The sequence below is a fragment of the Mycobacterium sp. 050134 genome, assembly GCF_036409085.1.
In the GTDB taxonomy this organism is placed as follows: domain Bacteria; phylum Actinomycetota; class Actinomycetes; order Mycobacteriales; family Mycobacteriaceae; genus Mycobacterium.
In genome coordinates, this window is sequence record NZ_JAZGLV010000017.1 from 52,903 (window position 1) to 73,731 (window position 20,829).

General features: G+C 70.0%; 18 protein-coding genes. 6 read left to right on the top strand and 12 right to left on the bottom strand.

Features of this window, described 5'->3' with window-relative positions; all coding sequences use genetic code 11:
- Positions 1-5: 5 nt before the first annotated feature.
- From SKC42_RS20015 to SKC42_RS20040, 6 genes are read right to left on the bottom strand one after another with little or no spacing between them, the layout of a single operon-like run.
- Entirely contained in the window at positions 6-887 is an 882-nt protein-coding gene (locus tag SKC42_RS20015; RefSeq protein ID WP_330966014.1) for an AAA family ATPase, read from the bottom strand.
- Positions 884-1,756 carry an XdhC family protein gene (locus SKC42_RS20020; protein ID WP_330966015.1) on the bottom strand — a complete coding sequence of 291 codons (873 nt, stop codon included), beginning with the start codon at positions 1,754-1,756 and terminating at the stop codon, positions 884-886. The genes SKC42_RS20015 and SKC42_RS20020 overlap by 4 nt, the downstream gene beginning before the upstream one ends.
- Complete coding sequence (locus tag SKC42_RS20025; protein ID WP_330966016.1) at positions 1,753-4,152, bottom strand: aerobic carbon-monoxide dehydrogenase large subunit; 2,400 nt, start codon at positions 4,150-4,152, stop codon at positions 1,753-1,755. Before SKC42_RS20025 ends, SKC42_RS20020 begins: the two co-directional genes overlap by 4 nt.
- On the bottom strand, positions 4,149-4,625 hold the full coding sequence (locus tag SKC42_RS20030; RefSeq protein ID WP_330966017.1) for a (2Fe-2S)-binding protein: 477 nt from the start codon (positions 4,623-4,625) through the stop codon (positions 4,149-4,151). Before SKC42_RS20030 ends, SKC42_RS20025 begins: the two co-directional genes overlap by 4 nt.
- Positions 4,626-4,627: 2 nt before the next feature.
- On the bottom strand, positions 4,628-5,512 hold the full coding sequence (locus SKC42_RS20035; protein ID WP_330966018.1) for an FAD binding domain-containing protein: 885 nt from the start codon (positions 5,510-5,512) through the stop codon (positions 4,628-4,630).
- A gap of 57 nt (positions 5,513-5,569) precedes the next feature.
- Entirely contained in the window at positions 5,570-6,721 is a 1,152-nt protein-coding gene (locus tag SKC42_RS20040) for an XdhC/CoxI family protein (RefSeq protein ID WP_330966019.1), read from the bottom strand.
- A 23-nt stretch (positions 6,722-6,744) separates the two neighbouring features.
- On the opposite strand from SKC42_RS20040, the gene SKC42_RS20045 reads away from it, so the two are divergent.
- Positions 6,745-7,710: a LysR family transcriptional regulator gene (locus SKC42_RS20045; RefSeq protein WP_330966020.1), complete on the top strand. Its 966-nt coding sequence runs from the start codon at positions 6,745-6,747 to the stop codon at positions 7,708-7,710.
- A 132-nt stretch (positions 7,711-7,842) separates the two neighbouring features.
- On the opposite strand, the gene SKC42_RS20050 is transcribed toward SKC42_RS20045, so the two are convergent.
- The 6 genes from SKC42_RS20050 to clpB form a co-directional block, all read right to left on the bottom strand.
- Positions 7,843-8,493, bottom strand: a complete 651-nt coding sequence (locus SKC42_RS20050; protein ID WP_330966021.1) for a TrmH family RNA methyltransferase — start codon at positions 8,491-8,493, stop codon at positions 7,843-7,845.
- On the bottom strand, positions 8,490-9,398 hold the full coding sequence (locus SKC42_RS20055) for a hypothetical protein (protein ID WP_330966022.1): 909 nt from the start codon (positions 9,396-9,398) through the stop codon (positions 8,490-8,492). The genes SKC42_RS20050 and SKC42_RS20055 overlap by 4 nt, the downstream gene beginning before the upstream one ends.
- A 1-nt stretch (position 9,399) precedes the next feature.
- Positions 9,400-9,942 carry an orotate phosphoribosyltransferase gene (pyrE, locus tag SKC42_RS20060; protein ID WP_330966023.1) on the bottom strand — a complete coding sequence of 181 codons (543 nt, stop codon included), beginning with the start codon at positions 9,940-9,942 and terminating at the stop codon, positions 9,400-9,402.
- The gene (locus SKC42_RS20065) at positions 9,929-10,702 is read right to left on the bottom strand and encodes an SDR family NAD(P)-dependent oxidoreductase (RefSeq protein ID WP_330966024.1); all 774 of its coding nucleotides are present in this window, start codon (positions 10,700-10,702) and stop codon (positions 9,929-9,931) included. The genes pyrE and SKC42_RS20065 overlap by 14 nt, the downstream gene beginning before the upstream one ends.
- Positions 10,703-10,752: 50 nt before the next feature.
- Positions 10,753-11,631: a trehalose monomycolate transport factor TtfA gene (gene ttfA / locus SKC42_RS20070; protein ID WP_330966025.1), complete on the bottom strand. Its 879-nt coding sequence runs from the start codon at positions 11,629-11,631 to the stop codon at positions 10,753-10,755.
- A gap of 175 nt (positions 11,632-11,806) precedes the next feature.
- The gene (gene clpB, locus SKC42_RS20075) at positions 11,807-14,353 is read right to left on the bottom strand and encodes an ATP-dependent chaperone ClpB (protein ID WP_330966026.1); all 2,547 of its coding nucleotides are present in this window, start codon (positions 14,351-14,353) and stop codon (positions 11,807-11,809) included.
- Positions 14,354-14,496: 143 nt separating this feature from the next.
- On the opposite strand from clpB, the gene SKC42_RS20080 reads away from it, so the two are divergent.
- The 5 genes from SKC42_RS20080 to SKC42_RS20100 all read left to right on the top strand — a co-directional run bounded on the left by SKC42_RS20080 (position 14,497) and on the right by SKC42_RS20100 (position 20,763).
- Positions 14,497-15,651 (top strand): FAD-binding oxidoreductase, encoded by a 1,155-nt coding sequence (locus tag SKC42_RS20080; protein WP_330966027.1) that lies wholly within the window; start codon positions 14,497-14,499, stop codon positions 15,649-15,651.
- A gap of 3 nt (positions 15,652-15,654) precedes the next feature.
- On the top strand, positions 15,655-16,578 hold the full coding sequence (locus SKC42_RS20085) for an aldose 1-epimerase (protein ID WP_330966028.1): 924 nt from the start codon (positions 15,655-15,657) through the stop codon (positions 16,576-16,578).
- A 158-nt stretch (positions 16,579-16,736) separates the two neighbouring features.
- The gene (locus SKC42_RS20090) at positions 16,737-18,146 is read left to right on the top strand and encodes a metallophosphoesterase family protein (protein WP_330966029.1); all 1,410 of its coding nucleotides are present in this window, start codon (positions 16,737-16,739) and stop codon (positions 18,144-18,146) included.
- The gene (locus tag SKC42_RS20095; RefSeq protein WP_330966030.1) at positions 18,136-20,016 is read left to right on the top strand and encodes a CHAT domain-containing protein; all 1,881 of its coding nucleotides are present in this window, start codon (positions 18,136-18,138) and stop codon (positions 20,014-20,016) included. The genes SKC42_RS20090 and SKC42_RS20095 overlap by 11 nt, the downstream gene beginning before the upstream one ends.
- A gap of 36 nt (positions 20,017-20,052) precedes the next feature.
- A complete protein-coding gene (locus tag SKC42_RS20100) occupies positions 20,053-20,763 on the top strand; it encodes a TRADD-N-associated membrane domain-containing protein (protein WP_330966031.1) in 711 nt (236 codons plus the stop codon).
- The last annotated feature ends 66 nt before the right edge of the window (positions 20,764-20,829 follow it).

Consider the following 20,829-nt stretch of genomic DNA (forward strand, 5'->3'; position numbering starts at 1 on the left):
TCCTCTCAGGTGCGGCTGTACTCAACAAAGGCGTCGCGAACGAGCGTACGGTCGTCGGGCGTCTTGGCCAGGGCCGCCAGGCTGGTCAGGGCCCGTTGCGGATCCACCAGATCGGCGACACCCAGCGCCACCAGGGCGGCGACCCAGTCGATCGTCTCAGCGACGCCGGGCGGCTTGTCCAGGTCGAGATCGCGTGCGCGGCCGACGAACTGGGTGGCGCGCTCGATCAGCGGGGCGGTCGCGCCGGGCACGGTGCGCCGGACGATCGCGGCGGCCCGGGACGGCTCCGGGTAGTCGATCCAGTGGTACAGGCAGCGACGGCGCAGCGCGTCGTGCAGGTCGCGGCTGCGGTTGGAGGTGAGGACCGCGATCGGCGGCCGCTCGGCGACGAAGGTACCCAGCTCGGGGACGGTGACCGCGGCCTCGCCGAGGAATTCGAGCAGCAGCGCCTCGAATTCGTCGTCGGCGCGGTCGATCTCGTCGATCAGCAGCACCGGCGGCGCGGGGCCGCGGTGCCGCACGCAGCGCAGGATGGGCCGGTCCGCCAGGTACGCCTCGGTGTAGAGGTCGGCCTCCCGGATGCCGGTCGCCTGCGCCTCGGCGAGCCGGATGGACAGCAGCTGGCGCTGATAGTTCCAGTCGTACAGCGCCTCGCTCGCGGTCAGGCCTTCGTAGCACTGCAGGCGGATCAGCGTCGTGCCCAGAACGGCGGCAAGGGTTTTCGCGGCCGTCGTCTTGCCGACCCCGGGCTCACCCTCCAGGAGCAATGGTTTGCCCAGCGCGACCGCCAGGTAGATGGCCGACGCGGTCCCGGTGTCGAGCAGGTAGTCGCGCGCGTCGAACCGGGCGATCACGTCGTCGGGCCCGGTGAACGCTACCGGTGTCATGCGCCAGCTTTCGCGGCGAAGGCCGCGCGGCATCCCGAACCGCAGAACCAGTGGTCAACGCCGGCCAGCCGCAGGTGCTCGGTGTCCGGGCGGATGGGCACCGCCATGCCGCAGATCGGGTCGACGGCCTCGGCCGGGGCGTCCCTGATCCCGACGGGCCGGCCCAGCTCACCGGCGCGGATGCCGGCGACGAGTTCGGCGGCGATCGAGACCGCGATCTCCGCCGGGGTCTTGGCGCCGATGTCCAGCCCGACCGGGGTGTGCACCCGGTCCCGCTCGGCGTCGGACAGGCCCAGCGGGTCGAGGATCGACGCGCCCCGCACCCTGCTGGCCACCAGGCCGATGTAGCCGACGCCGGCATCGAGTGCCGCGCGGACCGTTTCGGCCTCCGGCCCGCCGTGGCTGGCGATCACCACCGCGGTGGCGGCACCCGCCTCCGAGCCGGTCCGCACGTCGTAGCCGAGCACCCCGCACAGCCGGGCCAGGGCGTCGGCGATGGGCGTCGCGCCGTGAATTTCGATCAGCGGGGCGGGTAGCTGCGGCGTCAGGAAGATCTCCAGCGACCCGCCCGACAGGCACGGGTTGACCACCACGCAGGCGCCGGGGGCCTCCGGGAAGTGCACGTCGCCGTCGGGCAGCACCCGCAGCAGCACGCTCTGGCCCGCCTGCAGCGCGCCCAGCGCCGCCTTGCGGACGGAGTTCTGCGCGCACTGGCCGCCGACGAAGCCCTCGATCGTGCCGTCCGGCAACAGGATCGCCTCGTCGCCCGGGTTCGCCGAGGTGGGCGGCTGGGCGCGCACCACGGTCGCGCGCACGAAGGGTGTGCGCGCGGCCAGCAGCTGCTGGGCCCGTTCGCTGACCGTGCTCAAATCGGGGGCCTCGCCCTGCCCTGCATGGCCTCCCACACGCGCGACGGGGTCAGCGGCATGTCGGCGTGGCGAACGCCGAACGGCGCCAACGCATCCACCACCGCGTTCACCACGGCGGGCGGGGAGCCGACGGTGGCCGATTCGCCGATGCCCTTGGCGCCGATCGGGTGATGCGGTGACGGCGTGACGGTGTGTCCGGTCTCGAGGTGCGGCACCTCCATCGCCGTCGGGATCAGGTAGTCCATCAGCGACCCGCCCAGGCAGTTGCCGTCGGCGTCGAAGGCGATCCATTCCATCAGCGCCATGCCGATGCCGTCGACGATGCCGCCGTGGACCTGGCCCTCGATGATCATCGGGTTGATCCGGGTGCCGCAGTCGTCGACGGCCAGGAATCGCCGCACTTTCACCACCGCGGTGCCCGGATCGACGTCCACCACACAGAAATACGCGCCGTACGGGTAGGTCAGGTTCTCCGGGTTGTAGCAGACCTCGGCGTCCAGCCCGCCCTCGATGCCCTCGGGCAGATCGCCGGCCCCGTGGGCGCGCATGGCGATCTCCTGAATCGTCACCGACGCCGACGGGTCGCCCTTGACGTGGAACGAACCCTTCTCCCATTCCAGGTCGGCCACCGACACCTCGAGCATGCCCGACGCGATGATCTTCGCCTTGTCCCGCACCTTGCGGGCGACCAGCGCCGCCGCGCCGCCGGAGACCGGCGTCGACCGACTGCCGTAGGTGCCCAACCCGAACGGGGTCTGGTCGGTATCGCCGTGCACCACGTCGATGTCGTCGGGCGGGATGCCCAGCTCCTCGGCGACGATCTGGGCGAACGTCGTCTCGTGGCCCTGCCCCTGCGTCTGAACCGACAGCCGCACAACGGCTTTGCCGGTCGGATGCACGCGCAGCTCGCACCCGTCGGCCATGCCCAGGCCGAGGATGTCCATGTCCTTGCGCGGGCCGGCGCCGACGGCCTCGGTGAAGAACGACATGCCGATGCCCATCAGCTCGCCGCGCGCCCGCTTGGCGGCCTGCTCCTCGCGCAACGCCTCGTAGCCGATCATGTCCATGGCCTTGCGCATGGTGGCCTCGTAGTCGCCCGAGTCATACGTCCAGCCGGTCTTGCTCTGGTACGGGAATTGCTCGGGCCGCAGCAGGTTTCGCAGCCGCAGCTCGGCGGGGTCCATCTTCAGGTCGAAGGCCAGGCAGTCCACCAGCCGCTCGACGAAGTACACCGCCTCGGTGATCCGGAACGAGCACGCGTACGCCACTCCGCCCGGCGCCTTGTTGGTGTACACCGCGGTCATGTGGCAGTAGGCGGCCTCCAGGTCGTAGCTGCCGGTGAACACCCCGAAGAAGCCGGCCGGGTACTTCGTCGGCGCGGCCTGGCCGTTGAACGCGCCGTGGTCGGCCAGCACGTTGGACCGGATCGCCAGGATCTTGCCGTCCTTGGTGGCGGCGATCTCGCCGACCATGATGTAGTCGCGCGCGAAGCTGGTGGACGTCAGGTTCTCGCTGCGGTCCTCCATCCACTTGACCGGCTTGCCCAGCAGCAGCGAGCCGACGATCGCGCAGACGTACCCCGGGTAGATCGGCACCTTGTTGCCGAATCCGCCGCCGACGTCGGGCGAGATCACCCGGATCTTGTGTTCGGGCAGGCCGGCGACCAGTGCGTACAGGGTGCGGTGCGCGTGCGGCGCCTGCGAGGTGGTCCACAGGGTGAGTTTCCCGGTGACCGGGTCCAAATCCGCTACTGCGCCGCAGGTTTCCATCGGTGCGGGGTGGACCCGCGGGTAGACCATCTCCTGCTTGACGACGACGTCTGCGCGCGCGAACGCCGCCTCGGTGGCCGCCGCGTCGCCGGTCTCCCAGTCGAAGATGTGGTTGTCTTTCTTGTTCTCGAGGTCGGTGCGGATGACCGGCGCCGACGGGTCCAGCGCCTTGCGGACGTCCACGACCGGGTCCAGCGGGTCGTAGTCGACGTCGATCAGCTCCAGCGCGTCGCGCGCCGAATACCGGTCCTCGGCAACGACGAACGCCACCTCCTGGCCCTGGAACCGCACCTTGTCGGTGGCCAGCACGGCCTGCACGTCGTTGGACAGGGTCGGCATCCAGGCCAGCCCCTTCTCGGCCAGGTCGGCGCCCGTGACGACCGCCTTGACCTTCGGGTGGGCCTGCGCGGCGGTCACGTCGATCGAGGCGATGCGGGCGTGCGCGTACGGCGAGCGCAGGATCGCCAGGTGCAGCATGCCGTGCAGGTTGACGTCGTCGACGTAGGTGCCGCGGCCGCGGATGAAGCGCGGGTCCTCCTTGCGCAGCATCCGCCCGTGACCGCAAGGCTTTTGGTCGTTGTCGACTCGATCTTCCGGTGACGGCGGCCGGGATTCGATGGTCGTCATGCCTGGGCCTCCGCGCCGGAGTTGTCGGCCGCCCACTGGATGGACCGCACGATGGTGGTGTAGCCGGTGCACCGGCAGATCTGCCCGGAGATCGCCTCCCGGATGGTGTCCTCGTCGGGGTGCGGGTCGCGGTCCAGCAGGGCGCGCGCGGTGATCATCATGCCCGGGGTGCAGAAGCCGCACTGCAGGCCGTGACAGCGCATGAACCCCTCCTGCACCGGGTCGAGCCGGCCGCCCACGGCCAGCCCTTCAACTGTCCGGACGCTGTGCCCCGACGCCATCACCGCCAGCATCGTGCAGGACTTCACCGGCACGCCGTCAACGTCGACGACGCACGTCCCGCAGTTGCTGGTGTCGCATCCCCAGTGGGTTCCGGTGAGCCGCAGGTGGTCCCGCAGGAAGTGGACCAGCAGGGTCCGCGGCTCGACGTCGGCGCTGACCTGCTCGTCGTTGACCGTCATGGTGACGTGCATCGCTAGCTCCCCCCTGCCGTGGCGCGCACCCGTGCGGCGGCCGAACGCAGCGTGCGGGTGGTCAATTCGGCGGCGAGGTGCCGCTTGTAGGCGGCCGTCCCGCGGATGTCCTCCGCCGGCTCGCAGGCCTCGGCGGCCCGGCGGCCCGCCTCCACGAAGGCCTCGTCGGTGGCGGGGCCGCCGGCCAGCGCCGCCGACACCTCGGCCAGGGCGGCGCGGTCGGCGTCCACCGCGGTCAGGCCGATCCGCGCGGCGGCGATGGTGTCGCCGTCGAGGGTGATCGACGCGCCGGCGGCCGCGACCGCCCAGTCACCGACGCGCCGCTCCACCTTCGCGTACGCGCTGGACGTCCTGTCGCGCACCGGGATTCGCACCTCGATCAGCATCTCGTTGGGGGCGACGGCCGTCTCGTACGGACCGACCATGAACTCGTCCATCCCCACCGCGCGCTCCCCCGACGGCCCGCGGATCAGGCACACCGCGTCCAGCACCTCGCACACCGTGGACAGGTCCTCCGCCGGATCCGCCTGGCACAGCGAGCCGCCCAGGGTGCCGCGGTTGCGGACCACCGGGTCGGCGATCACCTTCTCGGCGTCGCGGAAGATCGGGCAAACCGCGGCCAGGGTGTCGGAGTCCAGGATCTCGCGGTGGCGGGTCATCGCGCCGATGCGCACCAGGGTCGGATCGGTGATGACGTACCCAAGCTCGAGGGCCAGGTCGTTGATGTCGATGAGGTACTCGGGGTTGGCGATGCGCAGCTTCATCATCGGCAGCAGGCTGTGCCCGCCGGCGACGATGCGCGCCCCCTCCCCCAGCCGATCCAGCAATCCGATGGCGTGGTCGACGCTGGTCGCGCGCTCGTATTCGAACGGCCCGGGCACTTGCATGTGACGCACCTCACTTCGGGGCTGGGGCCCCCAGTGTCGGCCGCCCTGACCTGGGCGTCAATAGCGAGTTAAGTGATCCTTTAACTCGCGGGCATCGTGGTGGATGCGCCCGGCGGTCTCCGACAGCGGCCGGCCCTTACCGCCCCAGCGCTTGGCGATGATGTCAGCGGCGATCGAGACCGCGGTCTCCTCCGGCGTGCGCGCCCCGAGATCGAGCCCGATGGGGCTGGACAGCCGGCCCAGTTCCTCGTCGGTCAGCCCGGCCGCGCGCAGCCGGGCCATCCGGTCCTCATGGGTGCGGCGCGATCCCATCGCCCCGACGTAGCCGACGCGGGGCAGTCGCAGCGCCACGTCGAGCAGCGGCACGTCGAACTTGGGGTCGTGGGTGAGCACGCAGATCACCGTGCTGGAGTCGACCGCGCCGGCCTGCGCCTGTTCCGCAAGGTAGCGGTGCGGCCACTCGACGACGACGTGGTCGGCCGTCGGGAAGCGCGCCGGGGTGGCGAAGACGGCGCGGGCGTCGCACACCGTGACGCGGTAGCCGAGAAGCGATCCCTGCCGCGCCAGCGCCGCGGCGAAATCGATGGCGCCGAAGACCAGCATCCGGGGCCGGGGGGCGTGGCTGCTGACGAAGACCGCCATGCCCGCCCCCAGGCGTTGGCCGTCGGGCCCGTACTCGAGCACCTCGCTGCGGCCGACGGCCAGCAGGCCGCGCGCGTCGTCGGTGACGGCGGCGTCGACGCGCGCCGAACCCAGCGACCCGACCGCGTCGTGCGGCCGGACGATCAGCCGGCCGCCCACCCGGCGCGCGTCGGGATGGGCGATGAGGGTCGCGACCGCCACCGCGCGATGCTGCCCGACGTCGTCGGCCACCGAGCCGAGTTCGGGGAACGTCGCCCGGGACACCGCCTCGACGAAGATGTCGATGATGCCGCCACAGGTGAGTCCGACCGCGAAGGCGTCACCGTCGCTGACTCCGTAGCGTTCCAGCCGCGGCGTGCCGGTCGCGGCGGCCTCGGTGGCCAGCTCGTAGACCGCGCCCTCCACGCAACCGCCCGACACCGAGCCGGCCACCGACCCGTCCGGAGCCACCACCATCGCGGCGCCGGGCTGCCGTGGTGCGGACCGGAACGTCCGTACCACCGTCGCCAATCCCGCGGTCTCGCCGGCACGCCAGACCGGCAGCAGTTCGGCAAGCACGTCACGCACACATCCCAAAGTAGGCTCATGGCGTGACTCCGGCTCAACTTCGGGCCTTTTCGGCGGTGGTGCGGCTGGGCTCCGTGCGGGCGGCCGCCGCCGAACTCGGCATGTCCGACGCCGGCGTGTCGATGCACATCGCCGCGCTGCGTAAGGAACTCGACGACGCGCTGTTCACCCGGACCGGCGCCGGCCTGGCGTTCACGCCGGGCGGGCTGCGGCTGGCCAGCCGCGCCGTGGAGATCCTCGGGCTACAGCAACAGACCGCCATCGAGGTCACCGAGGCCGCCCACGGGCGGCGGCTGCTGCGGATCGCCGCGTCCACCACGTTCGCCGAACACGCCGCCCCTGGGCTGATCGAGCTCTTCTCGTCACGGGCCGACGACCTGTCGGTGGAGCTGAGCGTGCACCCGACGAGCCGGTTTCGCGACCTGATCAGCTCGCGTGCGGTCGACATCGCGATCGGCCCCGCCAGCGAGAACTCGGCCACCCCGGACGGTTCCCTCTTCGTGCGGCCGTTCCTGAAGTACCAGATCATCACCGTCACCGCACCGAAAAACCCACTGGCGACGGGTGTTCCGACGCCCGCGCTGCTGCGCCAGCAGCAGTGGATGCTCGGCCCGTCGGCGGGCGGCGTCGACGGCGAGATCGCGAACATGCTGCGCGCCTTGGCCATTCCCGAGTCTCAGCAGCGCATCTTCCAGAGCGACGCGGCCGCCCTCGAGGAGGTACAGCGGGTCGGCGGCGCGACGCTGACGATCGGCTTCGCGGTGGCCAAGGATCTCGCGGCCGGGCGGCTGGCGCGGGTGGGCGGTCCGGGGCTGGAGAAGTCGGGCGAATGGTGCGCGGCGACGCTGCCGCCGTCGGCGCGTCAGCCTGCGGTGTCGGAACTGGTCAGTTTCATCACCACGCCGAGATGCACGCAGGCGATGATCCGTGGCTCGGGTGTGGGCGTGACGCGGTTCCGCCCGAAAGTTCATGTGACACTCTGGAGTTGAGTGTTGGCTGGATGCCAGCCCAACAGGTCGCTTCGGCGCGGACGTCCGTCGACCCGACGCCCGTCGACTGTGCACCTACGACTTTCACTGTGCACTCAATCAGTTGAGGCAGCGCGAATGCCCATCGGGCACTCACCAGGCGCGCGACAGGTCCGCATGCCGGCGAACCCAAGCGTGCATCGCGATCCCGGCAGCCACACCGGCATTGATGCTGCGCGTCGACCCGAACTGCGCGATCGACACGGTGATAGCCGCGCCCGTGCGGGTGTCCCCGGTGATCCCGGGACCCTCCTGACCGAAGACCAACAGGCAGTCCCGCGGCAGCGCCGTCTCCTCCAGCCGCGCGGCACCCGGGACGTTGTCGACCGCGACCACCGCCAGCCCGGCCTCCGCCGCGAAGTCCAGCAGCTCGGCGGCGCTGTCGTGATGACAGAGCCGCTGGTAGCGATCAGTCACCATGGCGCCGCGGCGATTCCAGCGCCGCCGCCCGACGATGTGCACGGTGTCTACGGCGAAGGCGTTGGCGGTGCGCACCACCGACCCGATGTTCGCGTCGTGGCCGAAGTTCTCGATCGCCACGTGCAGCGGGTGCCGCCTGGTGTCGATGTCGGCGATGATCGCCTCCCGGGTCCAGTACCGGTAGGCGTCGACCACGTTGCGGGAATCGCCCTCCCGCAACAGGACCGGGTCGTATCGCGGGTCGTCGGGAGGCTCGCCGGTCCAGGGGCCGACGCCGCCGCCCGGCACCGGCACCGCCCATTCGGTGGGCCCCGGTTCGCTCATCGCTGCGTCCACACCGCGGCGTGCGTGCCGTCCACCGCGACGGTCGCGTACAGCAGCGCCTCGTTGATCTCGCCCTGCGTGCACAGCGACGCGCTGACGTGCACCGAGTCCAGCGACGCGTCGGGCAGGATCAGCACCGACGACCCGTACACCGTGCACGACGGGTTCAGCCCCGGCGGGGGAAGCGTCGGCGACGCCAGCAGCATCATCGGGCCGCCGCGCTTGGCGGAATCGTCGCGGTAGCGGGCCGCGACCGCGTCGGCCTCCAGGCCCAGCAGCATGTAGCCGTTGCCGGTGAACGCTTGCGGGTCGCCGAGCTGCGCCTTGGTCACCGGCTTGCCGTCCGCCCGCCAGGCCGACAGGCTGGCCGTCTTGACCACCAGCCCGGTGTCGTTGGCGTTGGTCGGCATCAGCCCCACCGGGAACGCCACCGGGTAGGCCGACGACGTGTTCGGGATCCGGTCGCGCGGCGAGTATCCGTAGACCCCCCGGACCTGGCTTCGATCCTGCAGCGGCCCAAGGCAAACCGTTCCGGTGAGCCGGTCCGGCGGCGCCGACAGCGGCGAGCGGACGTCGCGCACGCTGCCCGACACGTCATCGCAGCTGCCCAGCGCTGTGTGTTCCAACGGGTGCGCCAGCGCCCCGTAAAGGCCGAGGCGGATGTCGCCTGGCGCGGCGTGCGCCGCGTGCGGATCCGCGACGCTGCCGTCAATGTCAACCAGCACGTAGTCGCCGTCCCAGCGCAGATTCGACGCCGACATGTTCCAGCCCAGCAGCCTCAGCGATTCACCCAGCCGGGCGCCCAGGGCGCCGTAGGGGCGGGCCTGGCCGCCGGAGCCGGAACACCCGGCCACGAGCGCCAGCAGGCAGGCCGCTATCGCGAGAAGCTGCGTGCGGCGATGCAAACTAGCCCAGCCCCAGATCGGTAAGGCCCAGCACGCTGCGGTAGGGCAATCCCTCGGCTTCGATCGCCTCGGCGGCCCCGGTGGCCCGGTCCACCACGGTGGCCACGCCGACCACCTCGCCCCCGGCGTCCCGCACGGCGCGCACGGCGGTGAGCGCCGAGTTGCCAGTCGTGCTGGTGTCCTCGACGACCAGAACCCGCTTGCCGACGACGTCGCTGCCCTCGATAAGCCGTTGCAGCCCATGCGCTTTCGCCGACTTGCGCACCACGAACGCGTCGATCGGGCGCCCGGGCGCGTGCATGACAGCCGTGGCGACCGGGTCCGCGCCCAGGGTCAGCCCGCCGACCACGGCGTAATCCCAGTCGTCGGTCAGCTCGCGCATCAGCCGGCCGATCAGCGCGGAGGCCCGGTGGTGCAGGGTGGCGCGGCGCAGGTCGACGTAGTAGTCCGCCTCCTTGCCCGACGAGAGGGTGACCCGCCCGTGCACCACCGACAGCCGGCGCACCAGGTCGGCCAATTCCGCCCGGTCGTCAGCTTCGGCCACGGCCACCGCCAACCCGTTTGACGAACCCGCGCAGCAGGCCCCGCGGGATGAGACGCCCGGCGGTCACCAGCGCTTTGTACTGCGCGCCGGGGATGCTGATGATCTTGCCGGCCGCGACGTCGGCCAGGCTCTTGCTCACCACGTCGTCGACCTCCAGCCACATGAACGACGGCAGCTTGGCCATGTCGATCCCGGCGCGGGCGTGGAACTCGGTGTGCACGTAGCCGGGACAAACGGCGTGCACACCCACGCCGGTGCCCTCCAAGGCCACGGCCAGGCCCTCGCTGAACGAGATCACCCACGCCTTGGACGCCGAGTACGTCGACCCGCGCCCCGCCACCAGCCCGGCGACGCTGGCGATGTTGATGACGGTCCCGGTGCCGGCGTCGAGCATGGCGGGCAGGGCCGCGCGGGTGAGGTGCATGACCGAGGTGACGTTGACGTCGAGCTGCTTCTGCAGCACCTCGGGCTCGGTCACCCAGAAGTCGCCCTTGGTGCCGAAGCCGGCGTTGTTGACCAGGACCCGCACCCCCTCCGCGAGGCGGTCGGCGACCCTCGCGCGGTCGGCGGGGTCGGCGAGGTCGGCGGGCAGGATCTCGACGCTGCCGGCCCTGGTCTGAAGTTCACCGGCCAGCTGGGTCAGCCGGTCGACGTCGCGCGCCACCAGCACCAGGTCGTAGCCGTCCCGCGCGTAGCGCCGCGCGTAGCCGGCGCCGATGCCTGACGTGGGCCCGGTGATCAAGGCGACGGGGCGGGGCATGAGCGACATCCTATGACGGCGGCCGCGCCGGCCGATCCGCGCTCCCAGGGTCAGTGCTGGAAGTTGCTGGCCTGCCGGCCGTTGCGCTCGGTCGGCGGCGGGCGGTGACCCGGTTCCGGCCGGGTTTCGGCCTGGGGCGGCTGGTCGCGGCGCACGGGCTCCGGGCCGCGTCGGCCGGCCGCAGCGTCCGAGCCGAGCAGCCCGGAGACGTCCTGCTGGGCGCGGCGCGGCGGGAGCGCCGCCCGCCCCGCCGGCGCGAACGGGCGGCCCGGCGCCGCGGTCCGCGGCGCGGGCACCGCGGCTTCCTCGACGGTTTCCTGCGGGGCCGGCGGCAGCACCCGCAGCAGGTCGTTGAACTGGCGCACCGTGCGCAGGCCCTCGTCCCACTGGGCGCGCGTGCTGGTGACCGGCAGCGCGACCAGCGTCCAGTTCTGCTCGTTCCACATGATCTCGGCGGAGTCGGGCGCGGTGTGGGCGAAGGTGACCATGCGCCGGTCACAGGCCCGGCGGGCGGCGTCGAGGTTGGTGGAGTACACCATCCGCGGGCCGATGGCGCCCAGCAGCCAAATGTCGCTCTCCCGCGGTTCTTTGAGCCCCTTGAGGCGCAGGTCCACCACGACGTTGGTGCCGACCTTGCGGTGTAGCGCGATGACCGTCGCGACCTCTTCGAGGTCGAAGATGTAGACGGCCTCGCCGCGGATCTGGCCCAGCACCACGTTGAAGGCCGGGACATCCCCGACCGTGGACATCACGCCGCGCTTCCAGCGCTTGAGGATCTCGGTCGACTCGTTCTCGAAGTCGAAGCCGTGCGAGCGCGCCCAGGATCGGCGACGCCGGCTGCGCCCGCGCCGCCGATCGAGGTCGACGTACAGCAGCACCCCCGCACCGACAAAGCACAGTGCGGACAGCGTGAACCAAAGGGGGACCATCCCACACAGGGTATCTGCTGTGGGGCCGGAACACCGAAGCCCGGCTGGTCACAACCCAGTTACAGCGGTAGGACGGTCCCGATCGCGAGCGCGGCGTAGCCCCTCGCGCGCCGAACGTCGACTTGTTGGGCGATTTCCGATGAAATGCCGACAACAAGTCGACGTTCGAGCCGCTTCAGCCCAGGATCAGCGAGTCGCCGTCGGGGCTGACGTTCACCGGAACGGTGTCGCCGTCGTGCACGTCGCCGGCCAGCAGCATCTTGGCGAGCTGGTCGCCGATGGCCTGCTGCACCAGCCGCCGCAGCGGCCGGGCGCCGTAGACCGGATCGAATCCGCGCTGCGCCAGCCACTGCTTGGCCGGCAGCGACACCTCCAGCGTGAGGCGGCGCTGCGCGAGCCGCTTCTGCAGCTGCGCCAGCTGGATGTCGACGATGGACACCAGCTCGCCCGGCTCGAGGCCGTGGAAGATGATCACGTCGTCGAGGCGGTTGATGAACTCCGGCTTGAACGCCGAGCGCACCGCGGCCATCACCTGCTCCTCGCTGCCGCCCGACCCGAGGTTGGACGTCAGGATGAGGATGGTGTTGCGGAAGTCGACCGTGCGGCCCTGCCCGTCGGTGAGCCGGCCCTCGTCGAGCACCTGCAGCAGCACGTCGAACACGTCCGGATGCGCCTTTTCGATCTCGTCGAACAGGATCACCGTGTAGGGACGCCGCCGCACCGCCTCGGTGAGCTGGCCGCCCTGGTCGTAGCCGATGTAGCCCGGGGGCGCACCGACCAGGCGGGCGACCGAGTGCTTCTCGCCGTACTCGCTCATGTCGATGCGGACCATCGCGCGCTCGTCGTCGAACAGGAACTCCGCCAGCGCCTTGGCCAGCTCGGTCTTGCCGACACCGGTCGGGCCCAGGAACATGAACGATCCGGTCGGCCGGTTCGGGTCGGCCACGCCGGCCCGGGAACGGCGGACGGCGTCGGACACCGCCTGGACGGCCTTGCGCTGCCCGATGACGCGCTTGCCCAGCTCCTCCTCCATGCGCAGCAGCTTGGCGGTCTCGCCCTCGAGCATCCGCCCGGCGGGGATGCCGGTCCACGCCGACACCACCTCGGCGATGTCGTCGGGCCCGACCTCCTCCTTGAGCATGACGTTCTCGCGGGCCTCGGCCTGGGGCAGCGCGGCGTCGAGCTTCTTCTCGACCTCCGGGATGCGCCCGTAGCGCAGCTCGGCGGCCTTGGCCAGGTCGCCGTCGCGCTCGGCGCGCTCCGACTCCCCGCGCAGCATCTCCAGCTGCTCCTTGAGCTCGCGGACGACGTCGATCGCGTTCTTCTCGTTCTGCCAGCGGGTGGTGAGCTCGGCGAGCTGTTCCTTTTTGTCGGCCAGCTCCGAGCGCAGCTTCTCCAGCCGCTCCTTGGACGCCTCGTCCTCCTCCTTGGCCAGCGCCATCTCCTCGATCTCGAGGCGGCGCACCAGGCGCTCGACCTCGTCGATCTCGACGGGCCGGGAGTCGATCTCCATCTTCAAGCGTGAAGCGGCCTCGTCGACCAGGTCGATGGCCTTGTCCGGCAGGAAGCGGGCGGTGATGTAGCGGTCGGACAGCGTCGCCGCGGCGACCAGCGCCGAGTCGGTGATGCGCACCCCGTGGTGCACCTCGTAGCGGTCCTTCAGCCCGCGCAGGATGCCGACGGTGTCCTCCACCGACGGCTCCCCGACCAGCACCTGCTGGAAGCGCCGCTCGAGGGCGGCGTCCTTCTCGATGTACTTGCGGTACTCGTCGAGCGTGGTGGCGCCGACCAGGCGCAGCTCGCCGCGGGCCAGCATCGGCTTGATCATGTTGCCGGCGTCCATGGCGCCCTCGCCGGTCGCGCCGGCGCCGACGATGGTGTGCAGCTCGTCGATGAAGGTGATGATCTGCCCGGCGGAGTTCTTGATGTCGTCGAGGACGGCCTTGAGCCGCTCTTCGAACTCGCCGCGGTACTTGGCGCCGGCCACCATCGAGCCGAGGTCCAGGCTGATGACGGTCTTGTCGCGCAGGCTTTCGGGCACGTCGCCGGCGACGATGCGCTGGGCCAGGCCCTCGACGATCGCGGTCTTGCCGACGCCGGGCTCGCCGATCAGCACCGGGTTGTTCTTGGTGCGACGGCTCAGAACCTGGACGACGCGCCGGATCTCGTTGTCTCGCCCGATGACGGGGTCGAGCTTGCCCTCGCGGGCCCGGGCGGTCAGGTCGGTGGAGTACTTCTCCAACGCCTGATAGGTGGCCTCGGGCTCGGCGCTGGTGACGCGGGCGCTGCCGCGGACCTTGACGAACGCCTCCCGCAGGGCCTGTGGCGACGCGCCGTGGCCGGTCAGCAGCTTGGCGACCTCGGAGTCGCCGGTGGCCAGCCCGACCATCAGGTGCTCGGTGGAGACGTACTCGTCGTCCATCTCGGTGGCCAGCTGCTGGGCGGTGGTGATGGCGGCCAGCGACTCGCGCGACAGCTGCGGTTGCGAACTGGCGCCGCTGGCCTGCGGCAGCCGGTCCAGCAGGCGCTGGGCTTCGGCGCGGACGGTGGCGGGCTCGACGCCGACGGCCTCCAGCAGCGGCGCGGCGATCCCGTCGTTCTGCGTCAGCAGCGCCAACAGCAGGTGAGCCGGCCGGATCTCGGGGTTACCGGCGGCGGAGGCCGCCTGAAGCGCCGAGGTGAGCGCCGCCTGGGTCTTGGTGGTCGGGTTGAAAGAGTCCACGACACCTCCGTTCGGGTTGTGGGAAAAATCGTTCTCGGCTTATTCAACGCCGTCAATCTTGAGTGTGTTCCGCTCAAGTCTAGTGGATTTGGCGCACCTCGGGGTAGAGGCTTAAGTCGCCACCCCGCCTAGAATCGGGGTCCGTGAGCTTAGAGGACCGGGAGGCGTTGCGGGTGCTGCGCGACGCCTTCGCCGGCAGCGAGCTCGTCCACCGCTTCTACACCCACTGGTTCGCGCTCGATTTCTCGGTGCGCGACCTCTTCCCGCCCGAACTGGACGCCCAGCGGGCGGCCTTCGCCCACGCGGTGCGCTGGGTCTACGGCGAGCTGGTCGAGCAGCGCGCCGCGGAGCCGGTCGCCTTCCTCGCCCAGCTGGGCCGGGACCACCGCAAGTACGGCGTGCAGCCCGGCCAGTACGACACGCTACGCCGCGCCCTCTACGCGACGCTGCGCGCCGAGCTGAATGAGGCGTGGACGCCCGCCGTCGACGCCGCGGCCACGCAGTCGCTCAACCTGATCACCGGCCTGATGCGGGGCGCCGCCGACGCCGAGGAGGGGCCCGCCTGGTGGGACGGCACGGTGATCGAGCACAACCGCGTCTCGCGCGACCTCGCGGTGGTGCGGCTGCACCTGGATCGGCCGCTGCACTACCACCCCGGCCAGTATGTCAACGTCCACGTCCCGCAGTGCCCGCGCCGCTGGCGCTACCTCAGCCCGGCGATCCCGGCGGACCCGGACGGCGGCATCGAGTTCCACGTCCGGCAGGTTCCCGGCGGTCTGGTCAGCGCCGCCATCGTCGACGAGACGCGGCCCGGCGACCGGTGGCGCCTGTCCAGCCCGCACGGCGGCCTCCGCGTCGACCGCGGGGGCGGCGACGTGCTGATGGTGGCCGGCAGCACCGGCCTGGCGCCGCTGCGGGCGCTGATCCTGGACCTGAGCAGGTACGCCGAAAACCCGCGCGTGCACTTGTTTTACGGCGCCCGCTACCGCTGCGAGCTCTACGACCTGCCCACCCTGTGGCAGGTGGCGTCGCACAACCCGTGGCTTTCGGTGTCACCGGTCTCGGAGTACGGCCGGGACCCTGCATGGGCCGCCGACTACCCCGACGTCACCCCGCCGCGCGGGCTGCACGTGCACCAGACCGGGCGGCTGCCGGAGGTGGTGACCAAGTACGGCGGCTGGGGCGACCGGCAGATCCTGATCTGCGGCGGCCCGGCCATGGTCCGCGCCACCAAGGCCGCCCTGATCGCCAAAGGCGCTCCGCCCGAGCACATTCAGCACGACCCCTTGTGGAGGTAGGCAATGGACGTCGTCACGCTGACCGACCCGGCGTCGGAGGTGGCCGCGCAATTTGTCCCGGCCGCGGGCATGATCGGCACCTCGCTCACCGACGCCGGCGCACAACTGCTCGGCCAGCGCCGCGGGCTGGAGGCGTACCTTGACGCGGGCAAGACGATGGGCATCCCGATCCTCTACCCGTGGGCGAACCGGCTGGGCGCCAACACCTATGCTGCGCGGGGCGTGACGGTGGAGCTGACCCCGGGCCACAACGGGGTCCGGGCGGACCCCAACGGTCTGCCGATCCACGGCGTGCTGGCCGCCTACCCGGGCTGGCGGGTGACGGCGCAATCGGACAACGAGCTGACCGCCGAGCTGGACTTCGGGGCGGACCCGCGCTTGATGGCGAGTTTTCCGTATTCGCACCTGCTTTCGGTCGCGGTGCGACTGGCCGGGCGCACGCTGACCGTTCGCACCACGATCACCGCGACTGGTGACAGAGCAGTGCCGCTGTGCTTCGGGTTTCACCCGTACCTGCAGCTTCCCGACTTACCGCGCCGCGAGTGGGTGATCGAGACGCCGGCCCTGCGGCATCTGGCGCTCGACGAGCTCGGGCTGCCCACCGGCGAGTCGCAAGCCCAGGAACCGATGCGGGAAGCGCTGGGCGACAAGGCGTTCGACGACGCCTACGACGGGGTCTGCGACGGCGCGGTGTTCGCGGTGTCCGGCGGCGGCCGGCGCCTCGAGGTGCACTTTGAGAGCGGGTATCCCGCCACGCAGATCTTCGCGCCGCCCGCCGAGAACCTGGTGTGCTTCGAGCCGATGACCGCGCCGACCGACGCGTTGCGCCGCGGTGGTTACCGGTGCGCCCGGCCGGGCGAGCCGGCGATCACCCAGTTCTCGATTCGCGTGGCCGCGGCGAAACTCTCGTACCCGATGGCGATCTGATGGCATGTCGGCCGCGCGAATGGCCGTTGCCGCCCGGGTACTAGGTCCGGACATATTGACGGGGCCGTTGCGCGACATAAAATTCGACAACGGACTCATCAGTTCGGACCGGTGATTTTTCGCGATAATGAACTCGGGGTACGAGCATGATCGCTGAGGTGTTGTCACGAGACTTCCTAACGTCGTGGCTCCGTCCCGTCCAAGAAGAACTACAAAGCCTCGTCGATGAGACGAAGGACCCGGATGGCAGTCTTCGGGCGGCCATCTCCGCGATCCGCGAGCTGCCGGACGAAGGGTCACCCGGACAGCCCGACGATGGCGAAATCGACACCCGGCGAGGCCGCCGGAGGGGGGGCGCAGAGCCGCCGTCGCTGGATGCGCAGTCGTACTTCTGCCGCGACCCGGTCATGAGCCTCCTGCAATCGGCGCTGGACGAACTGATCGAGGAGCGGCGCGCCGACCTGATCAAAGTCGAGGAACGGCCGGCCTCGGGAGGCCGCCGCGGCAGCTCGCTCCCCGCGGTCACCGACCGCAGCATCGGGATCTCCGGGCTGCGCGTGGACAGCACGCGGCGCCTGCTCGGCCCGTTCGAGCAGTCCGACATCCGCTGGGTTGCCGAGGTAGGCATCGCCAAGGCCCTGGCCCTGTTCCGCGACCGACACGAATTCAACCCGCGGCCCGCCGGTCCGATCCGCCTCGCCGACAACGCGCGCATCGTGATGGTCGGCGATTGGGGCTCCGGACTGCCCCGCGCACAACGGGTCGCCAAGCACATGCGCAACACGATCACCGAGGGACTCACGCAGGGCCGCCAGGTCCACGCGCTGCACCTGGGCGACGTCTACTACTCGGGTTTCCCGCGTGAATACACCAACCGATTCTTAAAATATTGGCCGGTTGACACCGAGCAGGCCGGCTCCGTGTATTCCTGGTCGCTCAACGGCAACCACGACATGTATTCCGGCGGGCACGGCTACTTCGAAACCTTGCTGGCGGACCCGCGGTTCGCCTGCCAGCAGCGATCGAGTTGGTTCTCGATCGAGAACGATCACTGGCGAATTGTGGGCCTGGACACCGCCTGGGATGAAAAAGGTATCCACGACCCGCGCCGGGAGCGAGGACTGGCCGCGCCCCAGCCCGAAACGCTGAGCGCGTGGGCCGCCCAAGACGATCGGCCGTTCATGCTGCTGAGCCACCACCAGTTGTTCAGCGGGTGGGAAACGCCGGGTCCGTATCTGCGCGACATCCTCAAGCCGCTGCTGGACGCCGGCAGGATCCGTGCCTGGTTCTGGGGTCACGAGCATAAGTGCGTCGTCCACCGTCCCTACGCGGGCGTTGAATACGGACGGTGCGTCGGCCATGGTGGAGTCCCGGTGTACGCGATCGGAAGCCCGAAACATCAACTGCCGGGGATTGATTGGGTAGAACAGCGTGCGATCGATGGATTCGTCGAGCGGTGGGCACTGTTCGGGTTCGCCGTCCTCGACTTCGACGGCCCCAGCGTCAGAGTCTCCTACATCGATGAATTCGGCCAACTTGCCCACGAGGAGTCTTTCGATGCCCGCTGATGATGCATCCGCCGGGGCGCTGGCCGCTCATACGCCGATCGAGCCGAGGGAGCTGCGCTCGGCATACGACGCTCTTCGGCATGTTCGGCAGCTCGGACTCGATCACAGCCACGGCGAGGTCTTCGGCCCGCTCGTGCGGCGCGTCTTGCGCGCTATCCGCAACGACGACGCCGAAGCGCTGAGGGCCGCGCTGAACGAGCTGGACGGGCAATTGCGTACGGCTACCACCGCGGGGATGAGTGACCAGCAGCCCACACGGCGGTGGCACGAGTCCCTCGGGAAGCCCCGGGGGCGTTTGACAAGCCCCACAAGGCCGTCTGAATACGGGTCGGACGATCTCCACATCACACCAGACGGGGCCGATGCCGACCAAGTCGTGCCAACCTCGGTCGGCCTCATCCAACGCATACCGCACATCGACGTCGGCGCCGACGAACCCCTGCAGGCCGGGGCCTCGTTCGTCGCGTCGGTGTATCTGGACACCAAGGCAGCACGCCGCTTCGAAGACGTCAATGTCTTCACCGCGCCGACACGATTTGACGGCGCTCCCTTGGTGATCGATGTCTGGCTCACGGCCTCGGCACATTTCACGATCACCGGTTCGCCATTCGGGCAAATCTCCCTTGACCCGGAAAAGCCTGCGTCGACCGAGGCCACCTTCACGCTCACGGTGGCCGACGCCGCACCACCGGACGCGGGGCCGCCAATGCTGCGGGCGATGCTCGATCACCGCCTGAGGGCCAGCGGATCGGTGTGCCGCTCCGTCGCGATCGACGGTGCTCCGGCGGCCGCCACTCCGAATGGTGCGGTCAGCTTGTCGCTGGCTACCGACACCCCGGAACCGGACATGCTCATCACCATCGATCGCGCGCGTGGCTCCCGCGACACCTATCAGGTGAAGATACAGACCGGCTTACTGGCGGGCGTTACGGTCAATGGCGAGTGGACCCTGGAGGGCGGCGCCGCGGATTATGTTGCCGCGCTGATGGAAAGGTTTGTCAGCGATGACCTCAGCCCTCTGGGGCGGCAGAACGCCCTGAAGAGTGCGGGTCTCCAGTTCTTCTCCGATGCGCCAAGGGGTTTTCGCGACTTGTACTGGCGGCTGGTCGACGCCGGAACACCGCCGAAGAGCATCCTGGTGATGTCGGTGGAGCCGTCGATACCGTGGGAGTTGATGATTCCCAATGCCCGCGGCCGTGAGGCAGGCGACCCGTTGGGAGTGTCCTGCCGCGTCGGACGCTGGTACGACGAGGACAACGTGGGGCCTGAAGAGTGGATCCCGTTGCGGGACAGCCTGATCCTTGCCCCCGACTATGAGACTGACAAGCTGCCTCACGCGCAGGAAGAACGCGAACTGGTACGGAAGAAATTTCCTGGGCAATTCGCTCCGGAGACGTATGTCGAACTCGACATGTTTTATCGCAGGAACTCAGCCAGCCTCCTGCATTTCGCCTGCCACGGCGAAGACGCAACCCTTCAGTCGATCCGTCTGCGGAAGAACCAGAAATTGTCGGCGGGTGAAATCCGCGGTGGTGGTCTGGGCAAGTCGTGCCGGGCTACCGGGCCGCTCGTCTTCCTCAACGCCTGCGAGGTGGGTCGCCCCGGCAAAGGACTGACGTCGCCCAGCGGATTCGCCGCCCAGCTGATCGCCTCCGAGTGTGGGGCGGTCATCGCCCCGCTGTGGCAGGTCGACGACGAGATCGCCCACGAAGTCGCGAAGTGCTTCTACGACGAAGTCACGAAGGACCCGAGCAGGCCGTTCGCCGACATATTGCGCGATCTGCGCGCTCGCGCGTATGCCGACGGCGGCGAGGACAGCTACGCCGCCTATTGCTTTTACGGCCATCCGCTTGCCTGCGCGGAGAAGTAGCGTCGACCGACTTATCGAACGAGACCGGAGGCAGCCATGGCCGGCACTGGCGGCAGTGTCGCCGTCGCGGTAATTGCCGCCGTGGCCGTGGCGTTGGCGGTGGGTGCGGCCGTCCTCGCCGGGCGACGGGAGCGGCTGCGCAACCGAATTCAGGTGCAACGCGTCGCCGATGCCCTCTCGGAAGCCGCCACGGCGCTTCAGTCCGCCGACACGTTGAATTCCCCGACGCAAACGCCGTCGCGGCGTCGCGGCGGCGGGGACAGCCAACTTCAGACGCCATCCGAATCCGTTCTTCCGGCGCACAACGAGCAGCGGCGTCTCACCGCCGGTGTCGACGCACGCGTTGAGGCGCGGTTCAAGCTGCAGCAGCTTCACTACGAACGCGCGCTGGACCAGAGCACCACGTATTTCTACGTGTCAATGGTGGTGGGCGTTGTCGGACTCGGGTTGGTGGCCGTCGGTGCTGCGCTGGCCCTCACGAATAGGGCGTCGGCGGGCACGGTGACCGCGCTGGCGGGAGTCATCGGCAACGCCACCGCAGCCATGATTTTCAGCCAGGCAAGCCGGGCGAAGCGGGATTCGCAGACCAATCTCGCCGGCATCGCCCGGTCGACCGAGATCGACGAGAAGTACCTGCTGGCGTTTCTCTGCGCCAGCCGCATCGAGGATCAAGCCGTTCGGGACTCAGCCAACGCGGCGCTGGCGCGCGCTTTGATCGGCGCCGATCTCGGCGACCGCACCGGCTAACGTCGTCGCGGCCGACTCCATAACCCCTTGGCCACCCGACGAACTGCGGGCGGCACCCATGCCGGG

What these genes read in the sequence shown, in the direction of transcription:
- SKC42_RS20095 (WP_330966030.1), top strand. Translation starts at nt 18,136, where the DNA reads ATGCCCGCTGATGATGCATCCGCCGGGGCGCTGGCCGCTCATACGCCG.
- SKC42_RS20065 (WP_330966024.1), bottom strand. Translation starts at nt 10,702, where the DNA reads ATGCCCCGCCCCGTCGCCTTGATCACCGGGCCCACGTCAGGCATCGGC.
- ttfA (WP_330966025.1), bottom strand. Translation starts at nt 11,631, where the DNA reads ATGGTCCCCCTTTGGTTCACGCTGTCCGCACTGTGCTTTGTCGGTGCG.
- SKC42_RS20025 (WP_330966016.1), bottom strand. Translation starts at nt 4,152, where the DNA reads ATGACGACCATCGAATCCCGGCCGCCGTCACCGGAAGATCGAGTCGAC.
- SKC42_RS20015 (WP_330966014.1), bottom strand. Translation starts at nt 887, where the DNA reads ATGACACCGGTAGCGTTCACCGGGCCCGACGACGTGATCGCCCGGTTC.
- SKC42_RS20035 (WP_330966018.1), bottom strand. Translation starts at nt 5,512, where the DNA reads ATGCAAGTGCCCGGGCCGTTCGAATACGAGCGCGCGACCAGCGTCGAC.
- SKC42_RS20100 (WP_330966031.1), top strand. Translation starts at nt 20,053, where the DNA reads ATGGCCGGCACTGGCGGCAGTGTCGCCGTCGCGGTAATTGCCGCCGTG.
- SKC42_RS20050 (WP_330966021.1), bottom strand. Translation starts at nt 8,493, where the DNA reads ATGAGCGAACCGGGGCCCACCGAATGGGCGGTGCCGGTGCCGGGCGGC.
- SKC42_RS20085 (WP_330966028.1), top strand. Translation starts at nt 15,655, where the DNA reads ATGGACGTCGTCACGCTGACCGACCCGGCGTCGGAGGTGGCCGCGCAA.
- SKC42_RS20030 (WP_330966017.1), bottom strand. Translation starts at nt 4,625, where the DNA reads ATGCACGTCACCATGACGGTCAACGACGAGCAGGTCAGCGCCGACGTC.